General features: G+C 60.6%; 23 protein-coding genes and 1 pseudogene. 8 read left to right on the top strand and 16 right to left on the bottom strand.

Annotation, left to right across the window (positions count from 1 at the left end; all coding sequences use genetic code 11):
• The first annotated feature begins 10 nt into the window (after positions 1-10).
• Genes hpxX through hpxZ form a run of 3 tightly spaced genes read left to right on the top strand, consistent with a single transcriptional unit; the run spans position 11 to position 1,976 of the window.
• Positions 11-199: an oxalurate catabolism protein HpxX gene (gene hpxX / locus SP99_RS07940; protein ID WP_025755912.1), complete on the top strand. Its 189-nt coding sequence runs from the start codon at positions 11-13 to the stop codon at positions 197-199.
• The gene (locus tag SP99_RS07935) at positions 196-1,593 is read left to right on the top strand and encodes an AtzE family amidohydrolase (RefSeq protein ID WP_047958224.1); all 1,398 of its coding nucleotides are present in this window, start codon (positions 196-198) and stop codon (positions 1,591-1,593) included. Before hpxX ends, SP99_RS07935 begins: the two co-directional genes overlap by 4 nt.
• Positions 1,590-1,976: an oxalurate catabolism protein HpxZ gene (gene hpxZ / locus SP99_RS07930; protein ID WP_047958223.1), complete on the top strand. Its 387-nt coding sequence runs from the start codon at positions 1,590-1,592 to the stop codon at positions 1,974-1,976. Before SP99_RS07935 ends, hpxZ begins: the two co-directional genes overlap by 4 nt.
• A 69-nt stretch (positions 1,977-2,045) precedes the next feature.
• Here the strand turns inward: hpxZ and puuE are convergent, their stop codons facing one another.
• The 3 genes and pseudogenes from puuE to SP99_RS07915 form a co-directional block, all read right to left on the bottom strand.
• Positions 2,046-2,945, bottom strand: coding sequence for an allantoinase PuuE (gene puuE, locus SP99_RS07925; RefSeq protein ID WP_231584272.1), 900 nt, complete (start codon positions 2,943-2,945; stop codon positions 2,046-2,048).
• Positions 2,863-3,736, bottom strand: a pseudogene (hpxA, locus tag SP99_RS07920) (allantoin racemase). The gene puuE and the pseudogene hpxA overlap by 83 nt, the downstream one beginning before the upstream one ends.
• The gene (locus SP99_RS07915; protein WP_047958221.1) at positions 3,736-4,452 is read right to left on the bottom strand and encodes a GntR family transcriptional regulator; all 717 of its coding nucleotides are present in this window, start codon (positions 4,450-4,452) and stop codon (positions 3,736-3,738) included. Before SP99_RS07915 ends, hpxA begins: the two are co-directional and overlap by 1 nt.
• A 144-nt stretch (positions 4,453-4,596) precedes the next feature.
• On the opposite strand from SP99_RS07915, the gene SP99_RS07910 reads away from it, so the two are divergent.
• Both SP99_RS07910 and guaD read left to right on the top strand, forming a co-directional pair.
• Positions 4,597-6,093: an NCS1 family nucleobase:cation symporter-1 gene (locus SP99_RS07910; RefSeq protein ID WP_047958220.1), complete on the top strand. Its 1,497-nt coding sequence runs from the start codon at positions 4,597-4,599 to the stop codon at positions 6,091-6,093.
• A 102-nt stretch (positions 6,094-6,195) separates the two neighbouring features.
• Positions 6,196-7,512: a guanine deaminase gene (gene guaD / locus SP99_RS07905; RefSeq protein ID WP_047958219.1), complete on the top strand. Its 1,317-nt coding sequence runs from the start codon at positions 6,196-6,198 to the stop codon at positions 7,510-7,512.
• On the opposite strand, the gene uraH is transcribed toward guaD, so the two are convergent.
• The gene (gene uraH / locus SP99_RS07900; RefSeq protein ID WP_047958218.1) at positions 7,492-7,815 is read right to left on the bottom strand and encodes a hydroxyisourate hydrolase; all 324 of its coding nucleotides are present in this window, start codon (positions 7,813-7,815) and stop codon (positions 7,492-7,494) included. The genes guaD and uraH overlap by 21 nt on opposite strands.
• Entirely contained in the window at positions 7,812-8,312 is a 501-nt protein-coding gene (gene uraD / locus SP99_RS07895; RefSeq protein WP_047958217.1) for a 2-oxo-4-hydroxy-4-carboxy-5-ureidoimidazoline decarboxylase, read from the bottom strand. The genes uraH and uraD overlap by 4 nt, the downstream gene beginning before the upstream one ends.
• A gap of 237 nt (positions 8,313-8,549) precedes the next feature.
• On the opposite strand from uraD, the gene hpxO reads away from it, so the two are divergent.
• Genes hpxO through SP99_RS07880 form a run of 3 tightly spaced genes read left to right on the top strand, consistent with a single transcriptional unit; the run spans position 8,550 to position 11,703 of the window.
• Positions 8,550-9,704, top strand: coding sequence for an FAD-dependent urate hydroxylase HpxO (hpxO, locus tag SP99_RS07890; RefSeq protein ID WP_047958216.1), 1,155 nt, complete (start codon positions 8,550-8,552; stop codon positions 9,702-9,704).
• A 17-nt stretch (positions 9,705-9,721) separates the two neighbouring features.
• The gene (gene hpxD / locus SP99_RS07885) at positions 9,722-10,756 is read left to right on the top strand and encodes a molybdenum cofactor-independent xanthine hydroxylase subunit HpxD (protein ID WP_047958215.1); all 1,035 of its coding nucleotides are present in this window, start codon (positions 9,722-9,724) and stop codon (positions 10,754-10,756) included.
• 11 nt (positions 10,757-10,767) lie between these two features.
• The gene (locus tag SP99_RS07880; protein WP_082137895.1) at positions 10,768-11,703 is read left to right on the top strand and encodes a PDR/VanB family oxidoreductase; all 936 of its coding nucleotides are present in this window, start codon (positions 10,768-10,770) and stop codon (positions 11,701-11,703) included.
• 83 nt (positions 11,704-11,786) lie between these two features.
• Here the strand turns inward: SP99_RS07880 and cobT are convergent, their stop codons facing one another.
• From cobT to cbiK, 11 genes are read right to left on the bottom strand one after another with little or no spacing between them, the layout of a single operon-like run.
• Positions 11,787-12,842 (bottom strand): nicotinate-nucleotide--dimethylbenzimidazole phosphoribosyltransferase, encoded by a 1,056-nt coding sequence (gene cobT, locus SP99_RS07875; protein ID WP_047958213.1) that lies wholly within the window; start codon positions 12,840-12,842, stop codon positions 11,787-11,789.
• A gap of 11 nt (positions 12,843-12,853) precedes the next feature.
• The gene (locus tag SP99_RS07870) at positions 12,854-13,462 is read right to left on the bottom strand and encodes an adenosylcobalamin/alpha-ribazole phosphatase (RefSeq protein ID WP_047958212.1); all 609 of its coding nucleotides are present in this window, start codon (positions 13,460-13,462) and stop codon (positions 12,854-12,856) included.
• A 3-nt stretch (positions 13,463-13,465) separates the two neighbouring features.
• Positions 13,466-14,224, bottom strand: a complete 759-nt coding sequence (gene cobS, locus SP99_RS07865; protein ID WP_047958211.1) for an adenosylcobinamide-GDP ribazoletransferase — start codon at positions 14,222-14,224, stop codon at positions 13,466-13,468.
• Positions 14,215-14,766, bottom strand: a complete 552-nt coding sequence (gene cobU, locus SP99_RS07860) for a bifunctional adenosylcobinamide kinase/adenosylcobinamide-phosphate guanylyltransferase (protein WP_047958210.1) — start codon at positions 14,764-14,766, stop codon at positions 14,215-14,217. Before cobU ends, cobS begins: the two co-directional genes overlap by 10 nt.
• Complete coding sequence (locus tag SP99_RS07855; protein WP_047958209.1) at positions 14,763-16,286, bottom strand: cobyric acid synthase; 1,524 nt, start codon at positions 16,284-16,286, stop codon at positions 14,763-14,765. Before SP99_RS07855 ends, cobU begins: the two co-directional genes overlap by 4 nt.
• Positions 16,283-17,101 carry an energy-coupling factor ABC transporter ATP-binding protein gene (locus SP99_RS07850; protein ID WP_047958208.1) on the bottom strand — a complete coding sequence of 273 codons (819 nt, stop codon included), beginning with the start codon at positions 17,099-17,101 and terminating at the stop codon, positions 16,283-16,285. Before SP99_RS07850 ends, SP99_RS07855 begins: the two co-directional genes overlap by 4 nt.
• A gap of 11 nt (positions 17,102-17,112) precedes the next feature.
• The gene (locus SP99_RS07845; protein ID WP_047958207.1) at positions 17,113-17,790 is read right to left on the bottom strand and encodes an energy-coupling factor ABC transporter transmembrane protein; all 678 of its coding nucleotides are present in this window, start codon (positions 17,788-17,790) and stop codon (positions 17,113-17,115) included.
• Positions 17,777-18,058: an energy-coupling factor ABC transporter substrate-binding protein gene (locus SP99_RS07840; protein ID WP_024908226.1), complete on the bottom strand. Its 282-nt coding sequence runs from the start codon at positions 18,056-18,058 to the stop codon at positions 17,777-17,779. Before SP99_RS07840 ends, SP99_RS07845 begins: the two co-directional genes overlap by 14 nt.
• A 1-nt stretch (position 18,059) precedes the next feature.
• Entirely contained in the window at positions 18,060-18,797 is a 738-nt protein-coding gene (gene cbiM / locus SP99_RS07835; RefSeq protein ID WP_047958206.1) for a cobalt ECF transporter S component CbiM, read from the bottom strand.
• Positions 18,797-19,507: a cobalt-factor II C(20)-methyltransferase gene (locus tag SP99_RS07830; protein ID WP_025755932.1), complete on the bottom strand. Its 711-nt coding sequence runs from the start codon at positions 19,505-19,507 to the stop codon at positions 18,797-18,799. Before SP99_RS07830 ends, cbiM begins: the two co-directional genes overlap by 1 nt.
• Entirely contained in the window at positions 19,504-20,298 is a 795-nt protein-coding gene (cbiK, locus tag SP99_RS07825) for a sirohydrochlorin cobaltochelatase (RefSeq protein WP_047958205.1), read from the bottom strand. Before cbiK ends, SP99_RS07830 begins: the two co-directional genes overlap by 4 nt.
• Positions 20,299-20,308 lie beyond the last annotated feature (10 nt).

Genomic DNA, 20,308 nt, shown 5'->3' with positions numbered 1-20,308 from the left:
GGAGAGAAGAATGAACGACGTACAACCTGAGTGGCACGCCTATCTGGCGCAAATGGAGTCCGTACTTGGCATTGCGCTGGATGAGGCCCGCCGCGCCGAGCTGCATCTGCAGTTCAGCCGCATTGCCGGCATGGCCGCGCCACTGATGGCGCTACCGCTCGACGACCGTCTGGAGATTGCAGGAGTGTATAAAGCATGACGCTACACGAGATGAGTATCAGCGACATTCAGCAGGCGCTCAGCGCAGGCGAGCTGAGCGCCCGCGAGATCGCCCGCCAGACGCTGGAGACGATTGCGAAGGTTAACCCGCAGATCAACGCCTGGACCACGGTGACGCAAGCGCGCATGCTCGCCGAAGCGGACAATATCGACACCCTGCGCCGCGAAAAGCGTCCGCTGCCGCCGCTGGCGGGCGTGCCCTACGCGGTGAAAAACCTGTTTGACGTTGTCGGCCACACCACTCTCGCCGGGGCTGAACTGTTCAGCCAGCGCCCTGCCGCAACCGCTGACGGCTTCGCGGTGCGCCAGCTGCGCAGCGCGGGCGGGCTGCTGACCGGCATGGTGAATATGGACGCCTACGCCTACGGCTTTACCACCGAAAACAGCCACTACGGCACGACGCGTAACCCGCACGACCTGACGCGCATTGCGGGCGGTTCATCCGGCGGTTCGGCCGCCGCCGTGGCCGCCGGGCTGGTGCACTTTTCGCTCGGCACCGACACCAACGGCTCGATTCGCGTCCCGGCCTCCCTGTGTGGGATCTATGGCCTGAAGCCCACCTTTGGTCGTCTGTCGCGATCCGGCAGCCATCCCTTTGTCGCCAGTCTGGATCATATCGGCCCCTTTGCCCGTCGGGTGGGCGATCTGGCCTCCGTGTACGACGCGCTGCAGGGGCGGGACAGCAGCGATGGTTTTCAGGCAGAACATCCGCATGAACAGACGCGTCCCCTGCTCGACCGCGGCCTGGAGGGCCTGCGCTGCGCGGTGCTCGGCGGCTACTTCACCACCTGGTGTGACGCCCAGGCCAGAGATGCCGTGGCGCGGGTAGCGAAGGCGCTCGACGTGCAGGATGAACTGCACTTTCCGGAGGCCGAACTGGCGCGCGCCGCGGCGTTTATCATCAGCGCCTCCGAAGGGGGAAATCAGTACCTGCCCGCGCTTCGCCGCGAGCCGGAGCGTTTTGAGCCGCACTCCCGCGAGCGGCTGCTGGCAGGGGCGATGATCCCCTCCGCCTGGTACATTCAGGCCCAGCGGTTTCGCGCGCATGCCCGGCAGGCGTTTAAGACCCTCTTCGCGCAGGCCGACGTGCTGATCGCCCCGGCCACCCCGCGCAGCGCCACGCTGGCGGGCGAGCAAACCATGGACATTAACGGCCAGCCGCTGCCGATTCGCGCCAGCATGGGGATGCTGACCCAGCCGATTTCGTTTTTAGGCCTGCCCGTGACCACCGTACCGCTGCGCACCGCGCAGGGAATGCCCATTGGCCTGCAGCTCATTGCCGCGCCGTTTAACGAGCAGGCCTGCCTGCGCGTCGCGCGCGTGCTGGAGGAGAATGGAATCACCGATGCCCGCCCGGCGGAGGTAGCGGTATGATGAATCACGATGACATCAACCTCCCGTGGGTGGTGGCGGAAGTGACGGCCGCCTTTTACCGCTATGAAGACGCGCTGGTGAGCAACAACATTGCGGTACTGGACGAGCTGTTCTGGCACGACAAAAACACGGTGCGTCTGGGGGCGGGTGAGAACCTGTACGGGATTGATGAAATCCGCGCCTTTCGCGCGGCGCGCCCTGCCGCCGGGCTGCAGCGCACGCTGCGTCACACCGTCATCACCACCTTCGGGGAGGATTATGCCGTGTGCAGCACCGAATTTACCCGCGAGGGCACGCAGCGCATTGGCCGCCAGCAGCAGACGTGGGTGCGGTTTGCGTACGGGTGGCGGATTGTGGCGGCGCAGGTGAGTGTGATGGCGTAGGGCCACCGGGCCAACGTTGTCCCGTAGGCCGGGTAAGGCGCAGCCGCCACCCGGCTAAACACGGCACGCTTACTTCTGAAACGGATGCACCTCCCGCCAGTGATCGGCAATCTGCTGGCGGGTACAGACCCACACCCGCTCGTGCTGCTGGACGTAATCAAGGAAACGCTGCAGCGCGCGAAAACGCCCAGGGCGCCCCAGCAGGCGGCAGTGCATGCCGATGGACATCATCTTCGGCGCGCGTTCCCCCTCTTCGTACAGCACATCAAAGCTGTCCTTCAGGTACATATAAAATTGCTCGGCGGTATTAAACCCCTGCGCGGTGGCGAAGCGCATGTCGTTCGCATCCAGCGTGTAGGGCACAATCAGGTGCGGTTTGCGGGTGCCGTCGCTGCAGGCCACTTCCGTCCAGAAGGGTAAGTCGTCACCATAGTAGTCGCTGTCGTAGTCAAAGCCACCGTGCTCCACCACCAGCTGACGCGTATTAGGGCTGTCGCGCCCGGTGTACCAGCCGGTGGGTGGCTTGCCGAACAGATCGGTCAGAACGTGCACCGCTTTCTGCAGGTGTTCACGCTCCTGGCTGAGATCCATGTTCTGATAGTGGATCCAGCGCCAGCCGTGGCTGACCACGTCGTAATCCGCTGACTTAATCGCCTCGACGATCTCCGGATGACGCGCCAGCGCCATCGCCACGCCAAAAACCGTCAGCGGCAGGCCGCGTTTTTGAAATTCATTGTGGATCCGCCAGAACCCGGCGCGGCTGCCGTATTCGTAGAGGGAGTCCATCGACATATGTCTGTCCGGGTAGCTGGCCGCACCAATGATGTCCGACAGGAATTGCTCCGACCCGGCATCGCCGTGCAGAACGTGGTTTTCCGCCCCCTCTTCATAATTGAGCACAAACTGCACCGCGATGCGCGCCTGATTCGGCCACTGCGCGTGCGGCGGGTTGCCCGCGTAACCGCGCAGATCCCGCGGGTAATCCTGTTCAAATAGCGCCATCGCGTCTCTCCTCACCTTTAAAATGGATTCAATGCCTGAAATTGTCCGCTTAACGCTTTGTTTTCCGGGAACGCCAGATCCCCGTGCTTGCTGGTCGACAGCCCCAGCGCCACCAGCGACTCCACCATCTTCACCGCCGCGCTGACGCCGTCGATCACCGGTACGCGCAGCTCGCGCGTCAGCTCCTGCGCCAGCGTCGCCATACCGCCACAGCCCAGCACAATGGCGCCGCAGCCATCCTCTTTCAGCGCCTGTATACAGCGGGCGCGCACCTTCTCCTGCGCCAGACCGCTACCGTCTTCCAGCGCCAGCACCGGGAGATCGATAGCGTGCAGCGCCGCGCAATGATCCTGAAAGCCATACTGGTGCAGCAGATGACGGGCAATGATCAGCGTGCGCGGCAGCGTGGTGACCACCGAGAAGCGTGTCGCCACCAGCGTGGCCATATGCATGGCGGCTTCAGCAATGCCGACTACCGGCCCCTGCGCCAGCTCGCGCGCCGCCAGCAGACCCGGATCGCCAAAGCAGGCGATGACGTGACCGTGCACGCCCTGCTGCCTGCCGAGTTTGACCTGTTCGAGAACCCCCACCGCGGCGATAGCCTCATCAAAGTGGCCTTCTATAGAGGGCACGCCTGCACTGGGGCAGACCGCGAGGATTTCCGTGCCCGGTGCGGCCACCGCACGGGCCGCCGCGCCGATGGTTTCCGTCATCGCCAGGCTGGTGTTGGGGTTGATCACTTGTATACAAACTGACATTACGACTCCTTGTGACCGGCGAACAGCCGGGCAAAATCAGGCAGGCACTCACCCGCCCGCTCGAAGCAGAGGCTGGCGACGATATGTTCAAAATGGTGCATTAAGGCATCACTTAGCGGCTGGAGCGCCTTCTGGCGCAGCAGATCCACCAGCTGTTCGTGATCGTTACAGCGGCAGCCCTGACGCCACGGCGCCCCCCAGGTGGCAATCACCAGCGAGGAGCGCTGGCTCAGGCCGGTCACCATCTCCGTCAGCACCTGATTGCCGGAGATGGCCTGCAGCTGAATGTGAAAACGGGCGGAGTGGCGGATCGCCGCCGGACCGTCATAGGCCTCGTGGGCCTGCTGCTCCTGGCGAATAATGGCCTCCAGCGCGGCAAGATGCGGCGGCTGACAGTGCGCCAGCACGTCCGGCAGGTTGGCAACCTCCAGCAGCGCGCGGGTGCGGAAGATGTGCCGCGCCTCTTCGACCGTCGGGCTGGCAACGTATGCACCACGCCTGGGCGTTAAGGTGACCATTTGCACAGCGGCGAGTCGCTGCAGTACCTTGCGGATGCCCGTACGACTCACGCCAAACACCTCCGCCAGCGCCTCTTCAGGTAATTTGCTCCCCGGCAGCAGCTGATGTTCGACAATCGCGGTCATCAGCGCCTGGAAGATGGATTCGTCTTTGTCATGCAGGTCTGGCGCGGTCTGCAGGGCATTTATGTTGTTCATTCACCACTCCGAATTTTACTTTCCGTTATCGAATCGTATACATAAAAATAAAATATTGCATACAAGATTTATTATTTTGGCCTGGATCCTGCAACACCGTTTGCACTCCCACTCAACGGGTTTTCATTCACAGGAGCAGGTTTCATGCCAAACAGTCAAAATACACCACAGGGTACGGCCGCTGATTCCGGTGCGGTTTACAGCCCACGTCTTTGCAATGAGGATCTGGCACCGACGCGTGACCAGAACTGGAGCTGGTACAACATCTTTTCGTTCTGGATGTCGGACGTGCACAGCATGGGGGGGTATGTTGTCGCCGCGAGCTTCTTTACGCTCGGGCTGGCAAGCTGGCAGGTGTTGCTCTGCCTGCTGGTGGGAATTTGTATTGTGCAGCTGTGCGCCAATCTGGTGGCAAAACCGAGCCAGATGGCGGGCGTGCCCTACGCGGTGATCAGCCGTCAGGCCTTTGGCGTCTTCGGGGCCAATATTCCGGCGGTGATCCGCGGGCTTATCGCCTTTGCGTGGTACGGCATTCAGACCTATCTGGCCGCTAACGCGCTGATGCTGGTGGCGCTGAAGTTCTGGCCGTCGCTCTCTTCGCTCACCACCGGCGCGTTCCTGGGCCTGTCGCATCTGGGCTGGATCTGCTTTGCTATTATGTGGGTCCTGCAGGCGATGGTCTTCTGGCACGGCATGAGCGCCATCAAACGCTTTATTGATATCGCCGGTCCGGCGGTCTATGTAGTCATGCTGGCCCTCGCCGGCTGGATTGTATACAAGACCGGTTTTGACGGGATCTCCTTTACCCTCGCCAGCAAGTCCCTGAGCGCGGGCGAGCAGACCTGGCAGATGATCACCGCGACGGCGCTGGTGGTCTCCTACTTCTCCGGCCCGCTGCTCAACTTTGGTGATTTCTCCCGCTACGGGAAGAGCATGGGTGAGATCCGCCGTGGTAACCGCTGGGGCCTGCCGTTTAACTTCCTGCTGTTCTCCATCGTCACCGTGGTGATTGTTTCCGGTACCCAGTCGCTGTTTGGCCGCATGATCACCGATCCGATTGAGACCGTCAGCCGCGTGGGTAACGATCTGGCGGTGGCGATTGGCCTGTTGACGATGATCACCGCCACCATCGGGATCAATATCGTGGCGAACTTCGTCTCTCCGGCGTTTGATTTCTCTAACTGCTCGCCGCAGAAAATCAGCTTCCGCACCGGAGGCATGATTGCCGCCGTCGGCTCGATCCTGCTCACCCCGTGGAACCTGTTTAACTCGCCGGAGCTTATCCACTACACCCTCGACGTGCTTGGGGCGTTTATCGGCCCGCTGTTCGGCATTCTGATTGCCGACTTCTACCTGATTAAACGCGGCAAGGTGTCAGTCGACGATCTGTTCAACGACACGCCAGAGGGCAAATACTGGTACCGCAACGGCTTTAACCCGAAGGCCATTGGCGCGCTGATCCCCTCCGTTGCCGTGGGTCTGGTGATTAGCTTTATTCCGGCCCTGCATGAGGTGGCAAACTTCAGCTGGTTTATCGGCGTCTTCCTCGGCGGTGTAACCTACCGCTGGCTGGCGCGGGAAGAGCGCGAGACGGCAAAGGCGACGTCGTTCAGCTCCCGCGTGGCGACGCAAAAAGAGTAACCCTTCCCTTCCGGCCGCAGTTTATCTGCGGCCTGTTCATTCTGGCACCCTTCTTGCTGAGCCTTATCACCCCGCTACGCACACACTAAGGCAGGAACCATGATGGATTACCAGACAGCGATCCGCGGTGCATTTTTTGACATTGCCCAGGTCTGCGACAGCGCAGACGCGATTGCCCAACACGCGCGCTATCTTGAGGACGGGGTGCTGTTTATCCAGAACGGAAAAATTCTGGCGCACATGTCCTGGCAGGAGGGTGAGCAGTATCTTGACCCGCACAAAGGTTACACCGACCTGCGCGGCAAGCTGCTGCTGCCCGGATTTATCGACACCCACATCCATTACCCGCAAACGGAGATGATCGGCGCGTTTGGCGAGCAACTGCTGGAGTGGCTGACGACCTATACCTTCCCGGTGGAGAGCCAGTTTGCCGATGAAGCCTACGCGAAAGAGATTGCCGAATTTTTCATTAACCAGCTGGTCAGCAATGGCACCACCACCGCGCTGGTGTTTTGTACCCTCCATCCCGAATCGGTCGAGGCGCTGTTTACCGAAGCCCTGCGCCTGAATATGCGCCTCATTGCCGGAAAGGTGATGATGGACAGGCACGCGCCGGACTACCTGAGTGAAGATCCCAAACAGAGCTACCGGCAAACGCGGGCGCTGATCCAGCGCTGGCACCACCGGGGGCGGCTGGGCTATGCCATTACGCCGCGCTTTGCCCCGACCTCGTCCCCCGAGCTGCTTGCCGCGGTCAGCCTGCTCAGAGAGGAGTTCCCGGATACCTGGCTGCAGACCCATCTGAGCGAAAACCCCAACGAAGTGGCCTGGGTGAGCGATCTCTGGCCGGAGCACGAGCGTTATCTGGACGTGTATCATCACTACGGCCTGACCGGCGAGCGCAGCGTGTTTGCCCACGGTATTCATCTGCACCACAGCGAGTGGCAGTGCCTGCATGACACCGGTTCGGCGGTGGCGTTTTGCCCCACCTCTAACCTGTTTCTCGGCAGCGGGCTGTTTCGCCTGCCCGCCTGCTGGCAGCACAGAGTGCGGATGGGCATCGGCACCGACGTGGGGGCGGGCACCACCTTCAGCATGCTGCGCACGCTGGGGGAAGCCTATAAGGTCGGCCAGCTTCAGAGCTACCGCCTGCGCGCCAGCGAGGCGTTTTATCACGCCACGCTGGGCGGGGCGCACGCGCTGCGGCTGGACGATAAAATTGGCAACTTCGCCCCCGGCAAAGAGGCGGATTTCGTGGTTATCGACCCTGACGTGACGCCGCTGCAGCGCCTGCGCAATCGGCGCTGCAGGGATATTTACGAGCAGCTTTTTGTGCTGATGACCCTGGGTGACGAGCGCAACATCAGCGAGACCTGGGTCAACGGCGAGCAGGTGTGGTCAACTGCCCCGGTAGGTTGACCATCCGCCGGGGGCAATCACAAACGGCAGATGGAAGTGCTCCTCTGCCGTTTCTCCCGTCACAAAATCAATTTGCGCGCAGGGCCAGATCGTGTCGCGACCGGTGTCGCGAAACCATGGGCCGATCTCCGCCACCAGCCGGTAACGGCCTGCGGGCAGCGAGGGAACGAACGCGGCGATGCGCCCCTGCGCGTTGGTTACCCCCGTGGCGAGCGTCTTCCCCTCCTGTTGAAGATGGACGGTCACGCCCTCTGCAGGTTTGCCCGTTGAGATATCCAGAATATGTGTGCTTAACGTACTCATTCGCTAATGACTCCTTCCAGCCGTAGCAGCGTAATTTCCCGTAACTGTTCCAGCGCGGCACGGACCTCCTGTGCGTCACTGTTTTCCAGCCGCGCGTGCAGCGCCTGTAACATCTCCTCACCGCTGCGGCCTTTGGCGCGGATCAGAAAGACCCGTCCAAAACGGGCTTCGTAGCGGGCGTTGGCCTCGCGTAACGCCTGCACCAGCCCGGCATCACGGTCATTCACCGCGCCCTGCTCCTGGCGCGACAGCGCCGCCTCCGCCCCGCTGCCCGCGGGCTTTTCGCCAATGCGCGGGTGCGCGCTCAGGGCGAGGGTTAATGCCGCGTCATCCCAGGTTTGCGTCAGGGCCTGCGCCGTGATGAACAACGCCTCCCGGCTCGGGTAAGGCCGCCCGTGAACCAGCGCGTCGGCCCAGCCGGGGATCGCCACGCAGGGGTGAAGCAGCGCCCCCGCGTCGTGGGCCGGAAGATGATTAAAGTCGTGCAGTGCGATCATAGCGTCTCCTGTGGTGTCCTCTTCCGGGCTGTTGCACAAACCACGCCACAGTTGCCCCGGCGTGAAACAGTCGATTCCGGATGCGTGAAGCGGAAATTTTTGATTCAAAAAAAGGCACGCTCACCGCGTTTACGCACCTTAGCAGTGCAAGTACCGCTCTCACAACGCCGTTTTCGCCACGCTGCAGCCTGGTACGCAAATTGCTGAATAACCTTACCCCAGCAAAAGGAGAGAAGCATGAGAGCAATCGTCATTGGCGCGGGTATTGGCGGCCTGAGCGCCGCCGTCGCACTGAAGAAAGCGGGAATCGACTGTACCGTATTTGAAGCCGTAAAAGAGATCAGGCCCGTCGGGGCGGCCATCTCCATCTGGCCTAACGGCGTGAAATGCATGCAGCACCTCGGGATGGGGGAGATCGTTGAGACGTACGGCGGGCCGATGCGTTTCATGGCCTATAAAGATTACCGGCGCGGCGAGACCCTGACCCGCTTCAGCCTTGCCCCGCTGGTTGAGCGTACCGGAGGGCGTCCCTGCCCCGTCTCGCGCACTGAACTCCAGCGCGAAATGCTGGAGTTCTGGGGACGCGATAACGTGCAGTTCGGCAAGCGCGTCGAACACGTCCATGAAGACGACGCTGGCGTGAGCGTGACCTTCACCGATGGCACCACGGCGCACGGGGATTTTCTGATTGCCGCCGACGGCGCCCACTCGGCGGTTCGCCCGTACGTGCTGGGCTATACCCCGGAGCGCCGCTATGCCGGTTACGTGAACTGGAACGGGCTGGTGAAGATTGACGAAGAGATTGCACCGGCTCATCAGTGGACCACCTTCGTTGGCGAAGGCAAACGCGTGTCGCTGATGCCCGTCTCCGGCGGACGGTTTTATTTCTTTTTTGACGTGCCGCTCCCGTTGGGCCTGGCGGAGGATCGCACCACCCTGCGCGCCGATCTCACGGGCTACTTCCGCGGCTGGGCGCCGCCGGTGCAAAAGCTTATCGCCGCGCTCGACCCGCAGACCACCAACCGCATTGAGATCCACGACATTGAGCCGTTCGACACGCTGGTGCGCGGCAACGTCGCGCTGCTGGGCGATGCCGCACACAGCACCACGCCGGATATCGGCCAGGGTGGCTGTGCGGCCATGGAAGATGCGGTGGTGCTGGGTCAATGCCTGCGTGAAAACCACAACGTGACGCTGGCGCTGCGACAGTACGAAGCGCTGCGCTGCGACCGGGTGCGCGACCTGGTGCTGAAGGCGCGTAAACGCTGCGACGTGACCCACGGCAAAGACATGGCGCTGACGGAGGCCTGGTATCAGGAACTCAAAGAGGAGACCGGAGAGCGCATCATCAACGGTCTGTGCGACACCATTCAGGGCGGCCCGTTAGGCTGAACGCAAGAGGGATGAACATGAAAAGAGAACCGACCCCACCCGCCCACTGCACGTTTGAGCCAGAGGACTGGCTGCGTCTGGCGAAATGCTGGCATCCGGTCGCCCGGGCCTGCGACATCGGCCCGGCGCCGGTTAAAGCGACCCTGCTGGACGAACAGCTGGTGATTTACCGGATCAACGACCAGGTCGTGGTCGCCCGGGACGTGTGCCCGCACCGCGGCGTGCCGTTGACGCTCGGCTTTCACGATGAGCACGGGATTATCTGTCCCTATCATGGCCTGCGTTTTGGGGAGGACGGGCGCTGCAACCGCATTCCGTCCAGCCCCGACCAGCCCGTTCCGGCAAAGTTGAACCTGATTAATTACGCCGTGGAGGAGCGCTTTGGGCTGATCTGGACCTGCCTGGCGTTTGATCCGGATAATCCCGCGCCGCTGCCCACCCTGCCGCACTGGGATGACGATGGATTTCAGCAGATTAACTGCCCGGCGTTCGAGGTGAATGGCTTCGCCGGGCGTCAGGTGGAAGGGTTTCTGGACGTGGCGCACTTTGCCTGGATCCATACCGATACCTTTGCGGATCCCAATAACCCGCTGGTCCCTGACTATCAACCCCAGGAGACGCCGTTTGGCTTTGTTGCCGATTACTGGAGTACGGTGAGTAACTATCCTCCCGCTTCGGATGTGCAGGCCCCGGAGGGCTTCCGCTGGTTGCGCCATTTTGAAATGCACCTGCCGTTTACCGCCACCCTGACGATCCATTTTCCGGGAGAATCCCGGCTGGTAATCATGAATGCCGCGTCGCCCGTTTCCTCACGCGTGACCCGCATGTTCGCCCCTATCGCGCGTAATTTTGATCTGCATATTCCGGTGGAAGAGGTGCATGCCTTTAACCTGCGCATCTTTGAAGAAGATCGCCTGATGGTGGAAACCCAGCGTCCGGAAAGCCTGCCGCTGGATCTCACCCTGGAAGCGCATATCCCCGCGGATAAAAGCTCGATTGCCTACCGCCGGGGACTGAAGAAGATGGGCTTTGGCGCATTTTTCCTGGTATGACGGAGGCCCGTATGTTGAGCGTGATTGTTGACGGACTGTGGCGCGAGGGGGACAAGAGCCTCGCCGTCAGGCTGGTGGCCGAAAACGGCGAAGCGCTGCCGGCATGGCAGCCCGGGGCGCACATCGACGTGCATCTGCCCTGCGGAGTTATTCGTCAGTATTCCCTGACCGGGGCGTGCGGCGATGAGGGGTATCTAATCTGCGTGGGGCGGGAAGCCGCCTCGAGGGGTGGGTCGCGCTACGTTCACGAAACGCTACGTCCGGGGCAGAAGCTGCTGATTTCGGCCCCGCGCAATCTGTTTCCGCTGGTGCAGGCAGAACGGGTTTTATTGCTGGCGGCGGGGATTGGCATTACGCCGCTGTATGCGATGGCCCTGCAGCTGAAGGCCGCCGGCACGCCGTTTTCGCTGCACTACTACGTCCGGGACCAGCAACGCGCGGCGTTTGCCCGCGCGCTTTCAGCGTGCGATGCGTGCGTCATCCATACCGAGAGCCCGCGCACCACGCTGGACGGGCATCTCCCGATGCCTGAGCCGGGGCTTCACGCCTGGATCTGCGGACCCGCAGGGTTTATGGAAAAAGTACGTGAGGTCGCCACGGCGAAAGGCTGGGACGACGCCCATCTTCACAGCGAGGCGTTTCAGCCTGCTGCGCCCGCAAGTGGCGGTGCAGCGGGTGAGATCTTTACGGTCAAACTGGCCTCCACCGGCGAGCGCTGGCCGGTCCCTGCGGATAAGACTATCGCCCAGGTACTGCTGGAAAATGGCGTGGACGTACCGCTGTCCTGCGAGATGGGGATCTGCGGCGCCTGCCTGACGCCAGTGATTGACGGCGTGGTGGATCACCGGGATAGCGTGCAGTCAGAGGCGGAAAAAAACGCAACCGAGCAGCAGGTGGCGCTGTGCTGCTCGCGAAGCCATTCCGGGGAGCTGGTGATCGGGCTGTAAACCACCTGCACACGCTTTCTTGCCGGGTGGCGCTGCGCTTACCCGGCCTACAATCCGTAACAAATCAAACGTATCGCATTCCGTCACGCCGGAACGGGTAATTCAATGCCGCTTTGCGCCAGTAGCCCCATCTCGCAATACATCGCGCATGCCGCACTGACGATAGACATTGCCAGCGCGGCACCGCTCCCTTCGCCAAGACGCATGTCAAGATGGATAAAGGGCGCCAGCCCAAGGTGCTCCAGCGCACGTCTGGCCCCTTTTTCGGCGGAAAAATGAGAGGGAATACAGTAGTTCTTAACTTCTGGCGCAATCTGACAGGCGGCGATGGCTGCGGCATACGAGAGAAAACCGTCCAACACAACGGGCAGTCCGCATGCACCAGCGCCTAATATCACCCCGGTCATACCCACCAGGTCATAGCCGCCAACTTTGGCCAGAACGTCAACCGCATCGCGCGCATCCGGCTGGTTAATGCGTATCGCCTGCCGAACAATGGCTTCCTTATGCTGTACCCGGTCCTGCGGCAAATTTGCCCCAATCCCCACCACCTCATGCGGATCGCTGTCGGTCAGTACGCTGATGATTGCCGAGGCCGGCGTCGTGTTCGCAATACCCAGCTCGCCAACGCCAAAGACGGAAATCCCCTCCTGAGCACGTTTTTTAACGAGGCTGGCGCTCGCCAGCAGCAGGTGTTCGGCATCCTGACGGCTCATCGCAGGCCCCCTGGCGATATTCCCACAGCCACGAGAGAGTTTAAGGCTGAGCATATTGTCAACAGGCTCACCGTCAATGCCGATGTCAACAGGCAGCACCGACGTCTGGCTAGTGCGGGCCAGCACGCATACCCCGGTCAACCCCTTTTGCATATTGACGGCCTGAAGCCTGGTCACCACCTTCGGCGTCACAGCCACGCCTTCATCAAACACGCCATGGTCGGCGCACATCACGATAATCTCTTTTTGCAGATTATCGAGCCTGTCGATTCCCCACATTCCCGCAAGCTGTATTGCCAGACTCTCCAGCCGACCGAGGCTGTTTGTCGGCTTGATTAAGCCATCAACATGCCGCGAGGCCGCCTCGATCTTCTGTTTATCAAGCGGTCTGATGGCCGCCGCCAGCGCCTTCACTGTCCCCATCCTCATCACCCTCACTCTTCAGTTTGCCAAACGCTTCTGCCATTAAATACGCGTAATACCCAATACCCGGCCCGATTTTCAACGACCGTGTAGGCATCATGACTGAACGGGAAATGCCACATCGCTGCCGGAGGCATCCCTAACCAGGTTGCCAGCAGCAGGCTCAGCACGCCCTGATGGGCCACAATGAGCATCTCTTCGTGCTGCTGCAGTTGACTCATCTCATCCGCTGCCGCCCTGACACGTGCGGCGAAATGCGGGAAGGCTTCGCCGCCGTCGGGCGTTGCGTTTTGCCAGTCATCCATCCAGCGCTGCCACGACGCGGGATTTTCTTTTTCAATGTCGCTGTAGTGCCGCATCTCCCATTCGCCAAAATCCAGCTCGTTAAGACGCGCATCCACATGAACATCATGGGCAGTTGGCACGATAAGCTGCGCCGTTTGCTGAGCACGCTGGAGCGCGCTGACGCGCGTTTGCCCGAACGCGATCCCGGCCAAAAACCCGGCAACACGCTGGCTTTGCACAATGCCCTGCGGCGAGAGCGACAAATCGGTACTCCCGTAAAATACACCGCTGAGGTTAGCGGTGGTTTGACCATGCCGGACCAGAAAAATACGCATACGTCAGACCCACAGAAGCGCCAGAAGGAAGACCATTTCGCCAATCTCCTCCATCGCGCCCAGGGTATCCCCCGTTAGCCCGTTCAGCCGGCGGCTTAAAAACGTCTTTACCGCGTTGACGACAATCCAGGCGATGATGCTGGCGACAAGCCCCTGCATCCCCGCCATCAGCCCCACGAGCGCTACGCCGATGCAGAGGGTGATGATGGTCTCTTTGCCGCTGATATGGCCGAGGTAGGCGTTTGCCATGCCTGCACCTTCACGCGCATAGTGCTGCCGGTACATGGCCAACACCATGCCCGTGCGCCCGACGATCGGCGCACACACCAGCAGTGCAAAGAGGGTATTAACGGGAAGATGAGCCAGGGAGATCGCCGTAGCGACTTTAATAAGGATACAGAATACGATGGCCAGACCGCCGTAAGTCCCCAACCGGCTATCGCGCATAATCTCCAGCATCCTTTCACGGGTGCGGGCAGAAAAAACGCCATCGCAGGTGTCCGCAAGACCGTCCAGATGAAACCCGCCGGTCAGCAGCACCAGCGCCAGCACCCAGGCAACCGCACCGATGGTGATGCCCCCGCCGGTCTGGCTCACCGCCAGATAGCTTACGGCGGCCAGGCCGCCAACGATCAAGCCCACCACGGGGAACCAGGGAACGCCACGGCCATACTGCGAAAATTCAACGCCGTCGCTCCATTTTTGCGGCACCGGTATGCGGGTAATAAAACCCAGCGTCGCCCACAACATTTTTAACGACATTTAATCTTTACTCCAATTCCCGAGACAACCAGCCACACGTCCTGCGCCGCCCGCGCCAGCTTTTGGTTCGCGCGCCCGGCAATATCAACAAAATGACGCGCCAGCCGATTCTCTGGCGTAATGCTCATGCCCAGCTCATTGGTCACAATATAAACCGGCGCCGCCGACTGCTGGCAGGCCGCAATCAGGTCGTCCACCTGCTCTTGCAACACCGTCTCAAGCGCGGAAAAATCGAGGGTTTCTGGCGACGCGCCGCCGCTGGCGTCATAGAGCAGGTTCGACAACAGGGTGGTGACGCATTCCAGAACAACGCCTTCGCCCGGCTGCACCTGGTGGCGAATCACATCGCCCAGATCGCGATACCCTTCCCAGGTTCGCCAGTGCGCAGGACGCTGGGCGCGGTGCTTGTCAACGCGCAGCGCCATCTCTTCATCGGTTATCACTGACGTCGCGATATACAGCACGCGTTCGCACTGCTGCGCCGCCAGTTGTTCGACGTGCGCACTTTTCCCGCTGCGCGCGCCTCCGGTGACTAATATCATGCGCCCTCCTCCTGATGCTCCCGCATAATTTGATAGATCTTTTTAATATCAATATGTTCTCGCATCGCGCTCGCCAGGATATCAAACTGTTGCGCTTTATAAGCCGCGTAATCTACCGCAACGTCTAATGGCGCCAGTCCTTTGCGCTGGCGTAAACCATCCACCATGGCGCGCGTGAACGCATCGTTATCGAATAACCCATGGAGATACGTTCCTATCACCTTCCCGTCAGCGCTGATGGCACCATCGGCTATGTGCGTGCCCCCTTTTTCCAGAAACAGCGTCGGGTCACCGTCGGAGATCAGCCGGGTCTCTCCCATATGAATCTCATAACCCTGCACCTTCATGCCTGATAACGGGGCAAGCCACGTCGGCAGTGCCGACGCCATCCGCGCAGAAACCTGCGTCGTGGTTTTTCGCTGCGCAAAGCGAGTCACGGTATGAAGTAGACCCAGCCCTGGTTGGGTTCCTATTCCCGATTCCACCTCGTCAATGATGGTGTCGCCAAGCATCTGGTAGCCGCCGCAAATGCCCAGGATGGGCACGTTCTGTTGGTGGGACTGCAACACCGCGTGCGCCATGCCGCTTTCCCGCAGCCAGCCCAAATCGCCCAGCGTATTTTTACTGCCGGGGAGAATCACGAGGTCAGCCCCCGCCAGCTCCTGGGGAGAGCGAACATAGCGCACGCGAACATCGGGCTGCGCCGCCAGGGCGTTAAAGTCGGTGAAGTTGGAGATATGCGGAACCTGCACCACGGCAATGTCGATATCACGCGGCGCGGTTCGCAGGTATTTTCCCTTTTGCAGCGCCACGCCGTCCTCATCTTCCAGATCCACATCCAGCCACGGCATAACGCCCAACACCGGCACGCCGGTCAGGTTTTCTATCTGTTCAATGCCCGAACAGAGCAGCGCAACATCGCCACGAAATTTATTGATGATGACCCCTTTCACGCGCGCCCGCTCGTGGTCGTGCAGCAGCGCCAGCGTACCGTAGATGGCGGCAAACACGCCGCCTCTGTCAATGTCCGCCACCAGGATCACCGGGCACTGCGCCATTTCTGCCATTCCCATATTGACGATATCGCGATCGCGCAGGTTAATTTCCGCCGGGCTACCCGCGCCTTCCAGCACCAGCACGTCATATTCACTGGCCAGGCTGTTATAGACATCAAGGATCTGCTCCCGCAGACGCGGTTTGTACGCGTGGTAGCTGACCGCGTCCATATCGGTCGCCACCTGCCCCATCAGCACCACCTGCGCTTTACGGTCACTGGTCGGTTTTAACAACACCGGATTCATCCGTACGTCCGGCGTGATTCCCGCCGCCTGGGCCTGAAAAATCTGCGCGCGGCCCATCTCTTTTCCCTCAGGGGTGATACCGGAATTGAGCGCCATATTCTGCGATTTAAACGGCGCGGTACGCAGGCCATCCTGATAAAAAATCCGGCACAGCCCTGCCACCAGGACGCTTTTACCGACGTCAGAAGCGGTTCCCTGCAACATAATTGCCTGCGTCATGAGGCCTCCTTCATTACGTTTTTTTGTCGCATACGGCTGAAAAATTCATCTTCGGTTTTGCATAACGGCAGGCCAAGTTGCGCATGCAGTTTGACGAGCCAGGGCTGCGTTAATCCGGCCCGTTCAATCAGTTCGCTGCGGGCAAACACCTCGCCCGGCGCACCGTGCGCCAGCACTTCTCCCTGACGCAGCACGTAGACGGCATCGCTAACTTCGTAAATCAGGTCAATATCATGACTGGAGATCACCACGTGGTTCCCCTGCGCCACAATACGTCTGATAATCTCGATCATCTGCGTGCGTCCTGAAGGATCAAGCCCGGCCGTGGGCTCGTCCAGCAGCAGATAGCGCGCCCCCAGTACCAGCGCCCCAGCGATGGCGACTCGCTTCTTTTGCCCATGGCTCAGGCACTGGATCGGCTGCTGACGAAAACGCTGCGCATCGACCAGCGTCAGCGCATCGTCGACGCGCCGCGCGATCTCCGGCTCCGCCACCCCCAGGTTGCGCAGGCTGAAGGCGATGTCGCTATCAATATCGGTATAAAAGATCTGCTGATCGGGGTCCTGAAACACCGTTGCGACCTGTTGACGGAGCGCCAGCAGTCCGCGTTTGCTGTAGTCCAGCGGCTTCCCCTGCCACAGAACCGCCCCCTGCTGCGGCCTCAGCAGGCCGCTCAGGTTCATAAATAACGTCGACTTTCCGCAACCGTTAGCCCCGACCAGCCCGGTGACGGCATGGGTCGAAAAATCCAGCGTCAGCCCTTTAAGTACCTGCGCCTCCTGATAGCGAAACCAGAGATTGGCGGTGGTCAGCATGGTGCGATTCCTTACAGGGGAAAATCACCCTGGTAGAGTTTAATATCCAGCGTGGTCGCCATCTGCTGATAGCGAATCAACACCCGGGTAAACAGCAAACCGACCAGCATCGCCAGAGAGCGATAGCATTTTGGCAGGCTGCGATAGCCAAAACGCAGGGTCTGCGCGCGATGAATCGCCAGCGCTTCGTCCAGCAAAATAAAAATAAAGCGCCAGGTCAGCAGAATCTGTTCGGTAAGCAGACGCGGCACGCGCGCCCGCTTAAGCAGTACAATCAGCTGCGGAAACGGCAAGTTCAGTACCAGCCAGAACGTCGCCGCCAGCGCGGCAAGGCTGCGCCAGAAGGTTTCACTGGCGGCGGTCATCCCGGAAACGGTGATCCCCAGCCAGTAGTGCCCCACGGGGACGCTGACCACCAGCGTGTGCGGGTCTCGGGTGACGCTAAAGAGGATCGTCAGTACCCCGACCAGCAGAAAGCCAAACGGCAGCGCCATCCAGCGGCACCAGCGCCAGAAGCTCATACGCAGCAGCCAGCAGGTCAGTCCCGCCGTCAACGCCAGTACGATCCCTTGTCCCAGCGGCGGCAGCACAAACGCCAGCATCATCAGCGCCAGCCAGAGCAGAAACTTGCGTTCCGGCGCAACGTGAGCCCAGCGGCTCTGGTAGCTAAGCCTGTCAAGCCCGGTCATCACGGCGCTGTCTGCCTTTGGTGTAGCCCAAAATATAGAAAATCACCGCTGCGCCAATGGAGCCCTGGAGCGTAAACAGCAGGCTTTCAATTTCGCCGCTGGCGGGTTCATAGAGCGGCGTGAACCATGGCGTGTAATGTGGCGCCACCACCTGGATTTGATTTTCGGCTTCACCATCCGAGCCGCCAAATTCCCCCCCGTGATCGATAAAAAATGGCAGTACGATCAGGGCAAGCACCATCGCCAACAGCATCAGCGTTTTTTTCATCTCAGTATCCTTGTGCGGTAATCAGCTGACGTTTGGTCAACTGGTCATAAATCATGACGGTTAACAATCCCTCTGCGATGGCGATGGGGATCTGCGTCAGGCAGAAAATGCCCATGAATTTCACCATCGAGCCCGTGGTACCCGTCACCGGGTCCGGGAACGCCGCGCCAAGCTGAACCGAAGTCACAAAATAAGTCATCAGATCCGCCAGCATCGCGCACAAAAATACCCCGACATCACGACGGAGCCCGGCACGGCAGGCCATCTTCCACACCATATACCCGACAACCGGCCCAATCACCGCCATCGACATGCCGTTCGCGCCAAGCGTGGTCAAACCGCCGTGTGCCAGCAGCAGCGCCTGAAACAACAGCACGATGGCGCCGAGGATGGCGACGACCCCAGGCCCGAACAGAATCACGGCGAGTCCCACGCCGGTGGGATGCGAGCAACTGCCGGTTACCGATGGGATCTTCAGTGCCGACAGCACGAAAATAAATGCCCCGCACAGCGCCAGCAGGACTTTCTGGTGGCTATCCTCCTGCACGATACGGCGCAGACGCACCAGTCCGTACCACAAACACGGTAAGAAGAGCAGCCACCACGCCAGCGCCCACATCGGCGGTAAAAACCCTTCCATGATGTGCATTGCGAACGCCTGCTCCGGCACCACCATCAGCAATAGCGCCGCCGCCAGGCCACCAAATGACAGCTGTTTAAGCTGTTGTTCGAGTTTCATTACGCATACTCCCACTGTTTGTTGACCAGAATGGTCGAGAAATAGGGTAACGGCTGGTCATCAGCAACCTCATCCAGATGCCGCCAGCACTGCTCGCCAGGGAGCGTGGCCTCTGACATCATCAGTGCGCAGTTCAGCAGCCCGGCCTGCGCCAGCAGCGCTTTGATGCGCGCAAACCGGCCATACACCTTCATCAGCACCAGACTGTCGTGCTGCTGCAGCGCCTGTGCAATCTCCGCTTCCGGCGCGGTACAGGCGATCACCGCCAGCGACTGCTGTTCCATCGCCAGCGGCGTTTTGGACCGCGCGGCAATCGCGGCAAACGACGTCACCCCGGGCACAATTTCCAGCCAGTCCGGATTGCCGATGCGTCGCAGTAAGAACACCCAGGTGCTGAACAGCATGGCGTCGCCCAGGGTGATAAAGCCAACCTGTTTTCCGTCGTTCACCGCCCTGACTAACGCGTCGGCCACCTCATCCCATACCGCCTCTTTTTCAGCATCGTCGGCGCTCATGGGAAAATGGCAGCAGCGGATGTCGGTCTGTTGGCCGATAAACGGCCGGACGATAGAGAGCGCCAGGCTATCGCCGCCTTTGCGGCCGGCCGGGGCATAGAGAATATCCAGCGAACCGAGGATCCGTGAGGCGCGCACGGTGATAAGGTCAGACGCGCCCGGCCCGGTACTCAGGGCGTACAGTTTGCCGCTCATGCTGCCTCCTCCATCGCGACGCTCAGCGCCTGCTGCAGATGGGCGACGAACATCGCGCGCACCGCCAGGTTTTCTCCCAGCCCGCTCAGCCACGGCGTCGCCGCGATCCCGGCTGCGTTAAACAACGTCTTCCAGGAATCCTCGGCATCAGAGGCCATATCATTAATGGCGTGATCGCCTGCCACCAGCATCAGCGGCATCAGATGCACGGCGGTGACGCCCTCTTTAGCGAGGCTCTCAATCAGGATGTCGACTTCCGGGTAGCTCTCCACCGCACCGACGCGGGCAGGGAAACCCTGGACCATCATCATGTGGTCAAGGCAGGCATAGGCCGCAAAGGCGTGATGGCTGGCGCCGTGGCCCATAAACACCACTTTTTCCGTGGCACTAAGCGCTGGCATCTGCTGTTGCAATGCGCGTATCAGCTGCGCGTAATCGTCGTGGCTGCTCAGGAGCGGTACCCCCAGCGTCAGGCGGGTAAACAGCGGGCGCAGGCTCTGCACTTCACGGACGATTTTCTCGTACTCATCGCCGTTGATGATATGCAGGGACTGAATCGCCACATCCTGATATCCCTGAGCCGCAAGCTTTTTCAGCGCCTGCAGCGGCGTATCGATCTCAATGCCGTCACGCTGTTTCAGCTTGCGAATAATCATCCCGGAGGTGAATGCCCGAAACAGCTCACGGTCAGGGCAGCTTTCTGCCAACGCACGCTCGCAGGCCACAATGTTCTTCTCGCAGGTATCGTGGTAGCTGGTACCAAAGCTGACCACCAGAAGCGCCTTTTTCATCACTATCTCC

Origin of the sequence: Enterobacter sp. BIDMC92, from assembly GCF_001030225.1 — a bacterium.
GTDB lineage: Bacteria > Pseudomonadota > Gammaproteobacteria > Enterobacterales > Enterobacteriaceae > Enterobacter > Enterobacter sichuanensis.
Note: the sequence above shows the minus strand (reverse complement) of the source record. Positions and strands in the feature narration are given on the sequence as shown.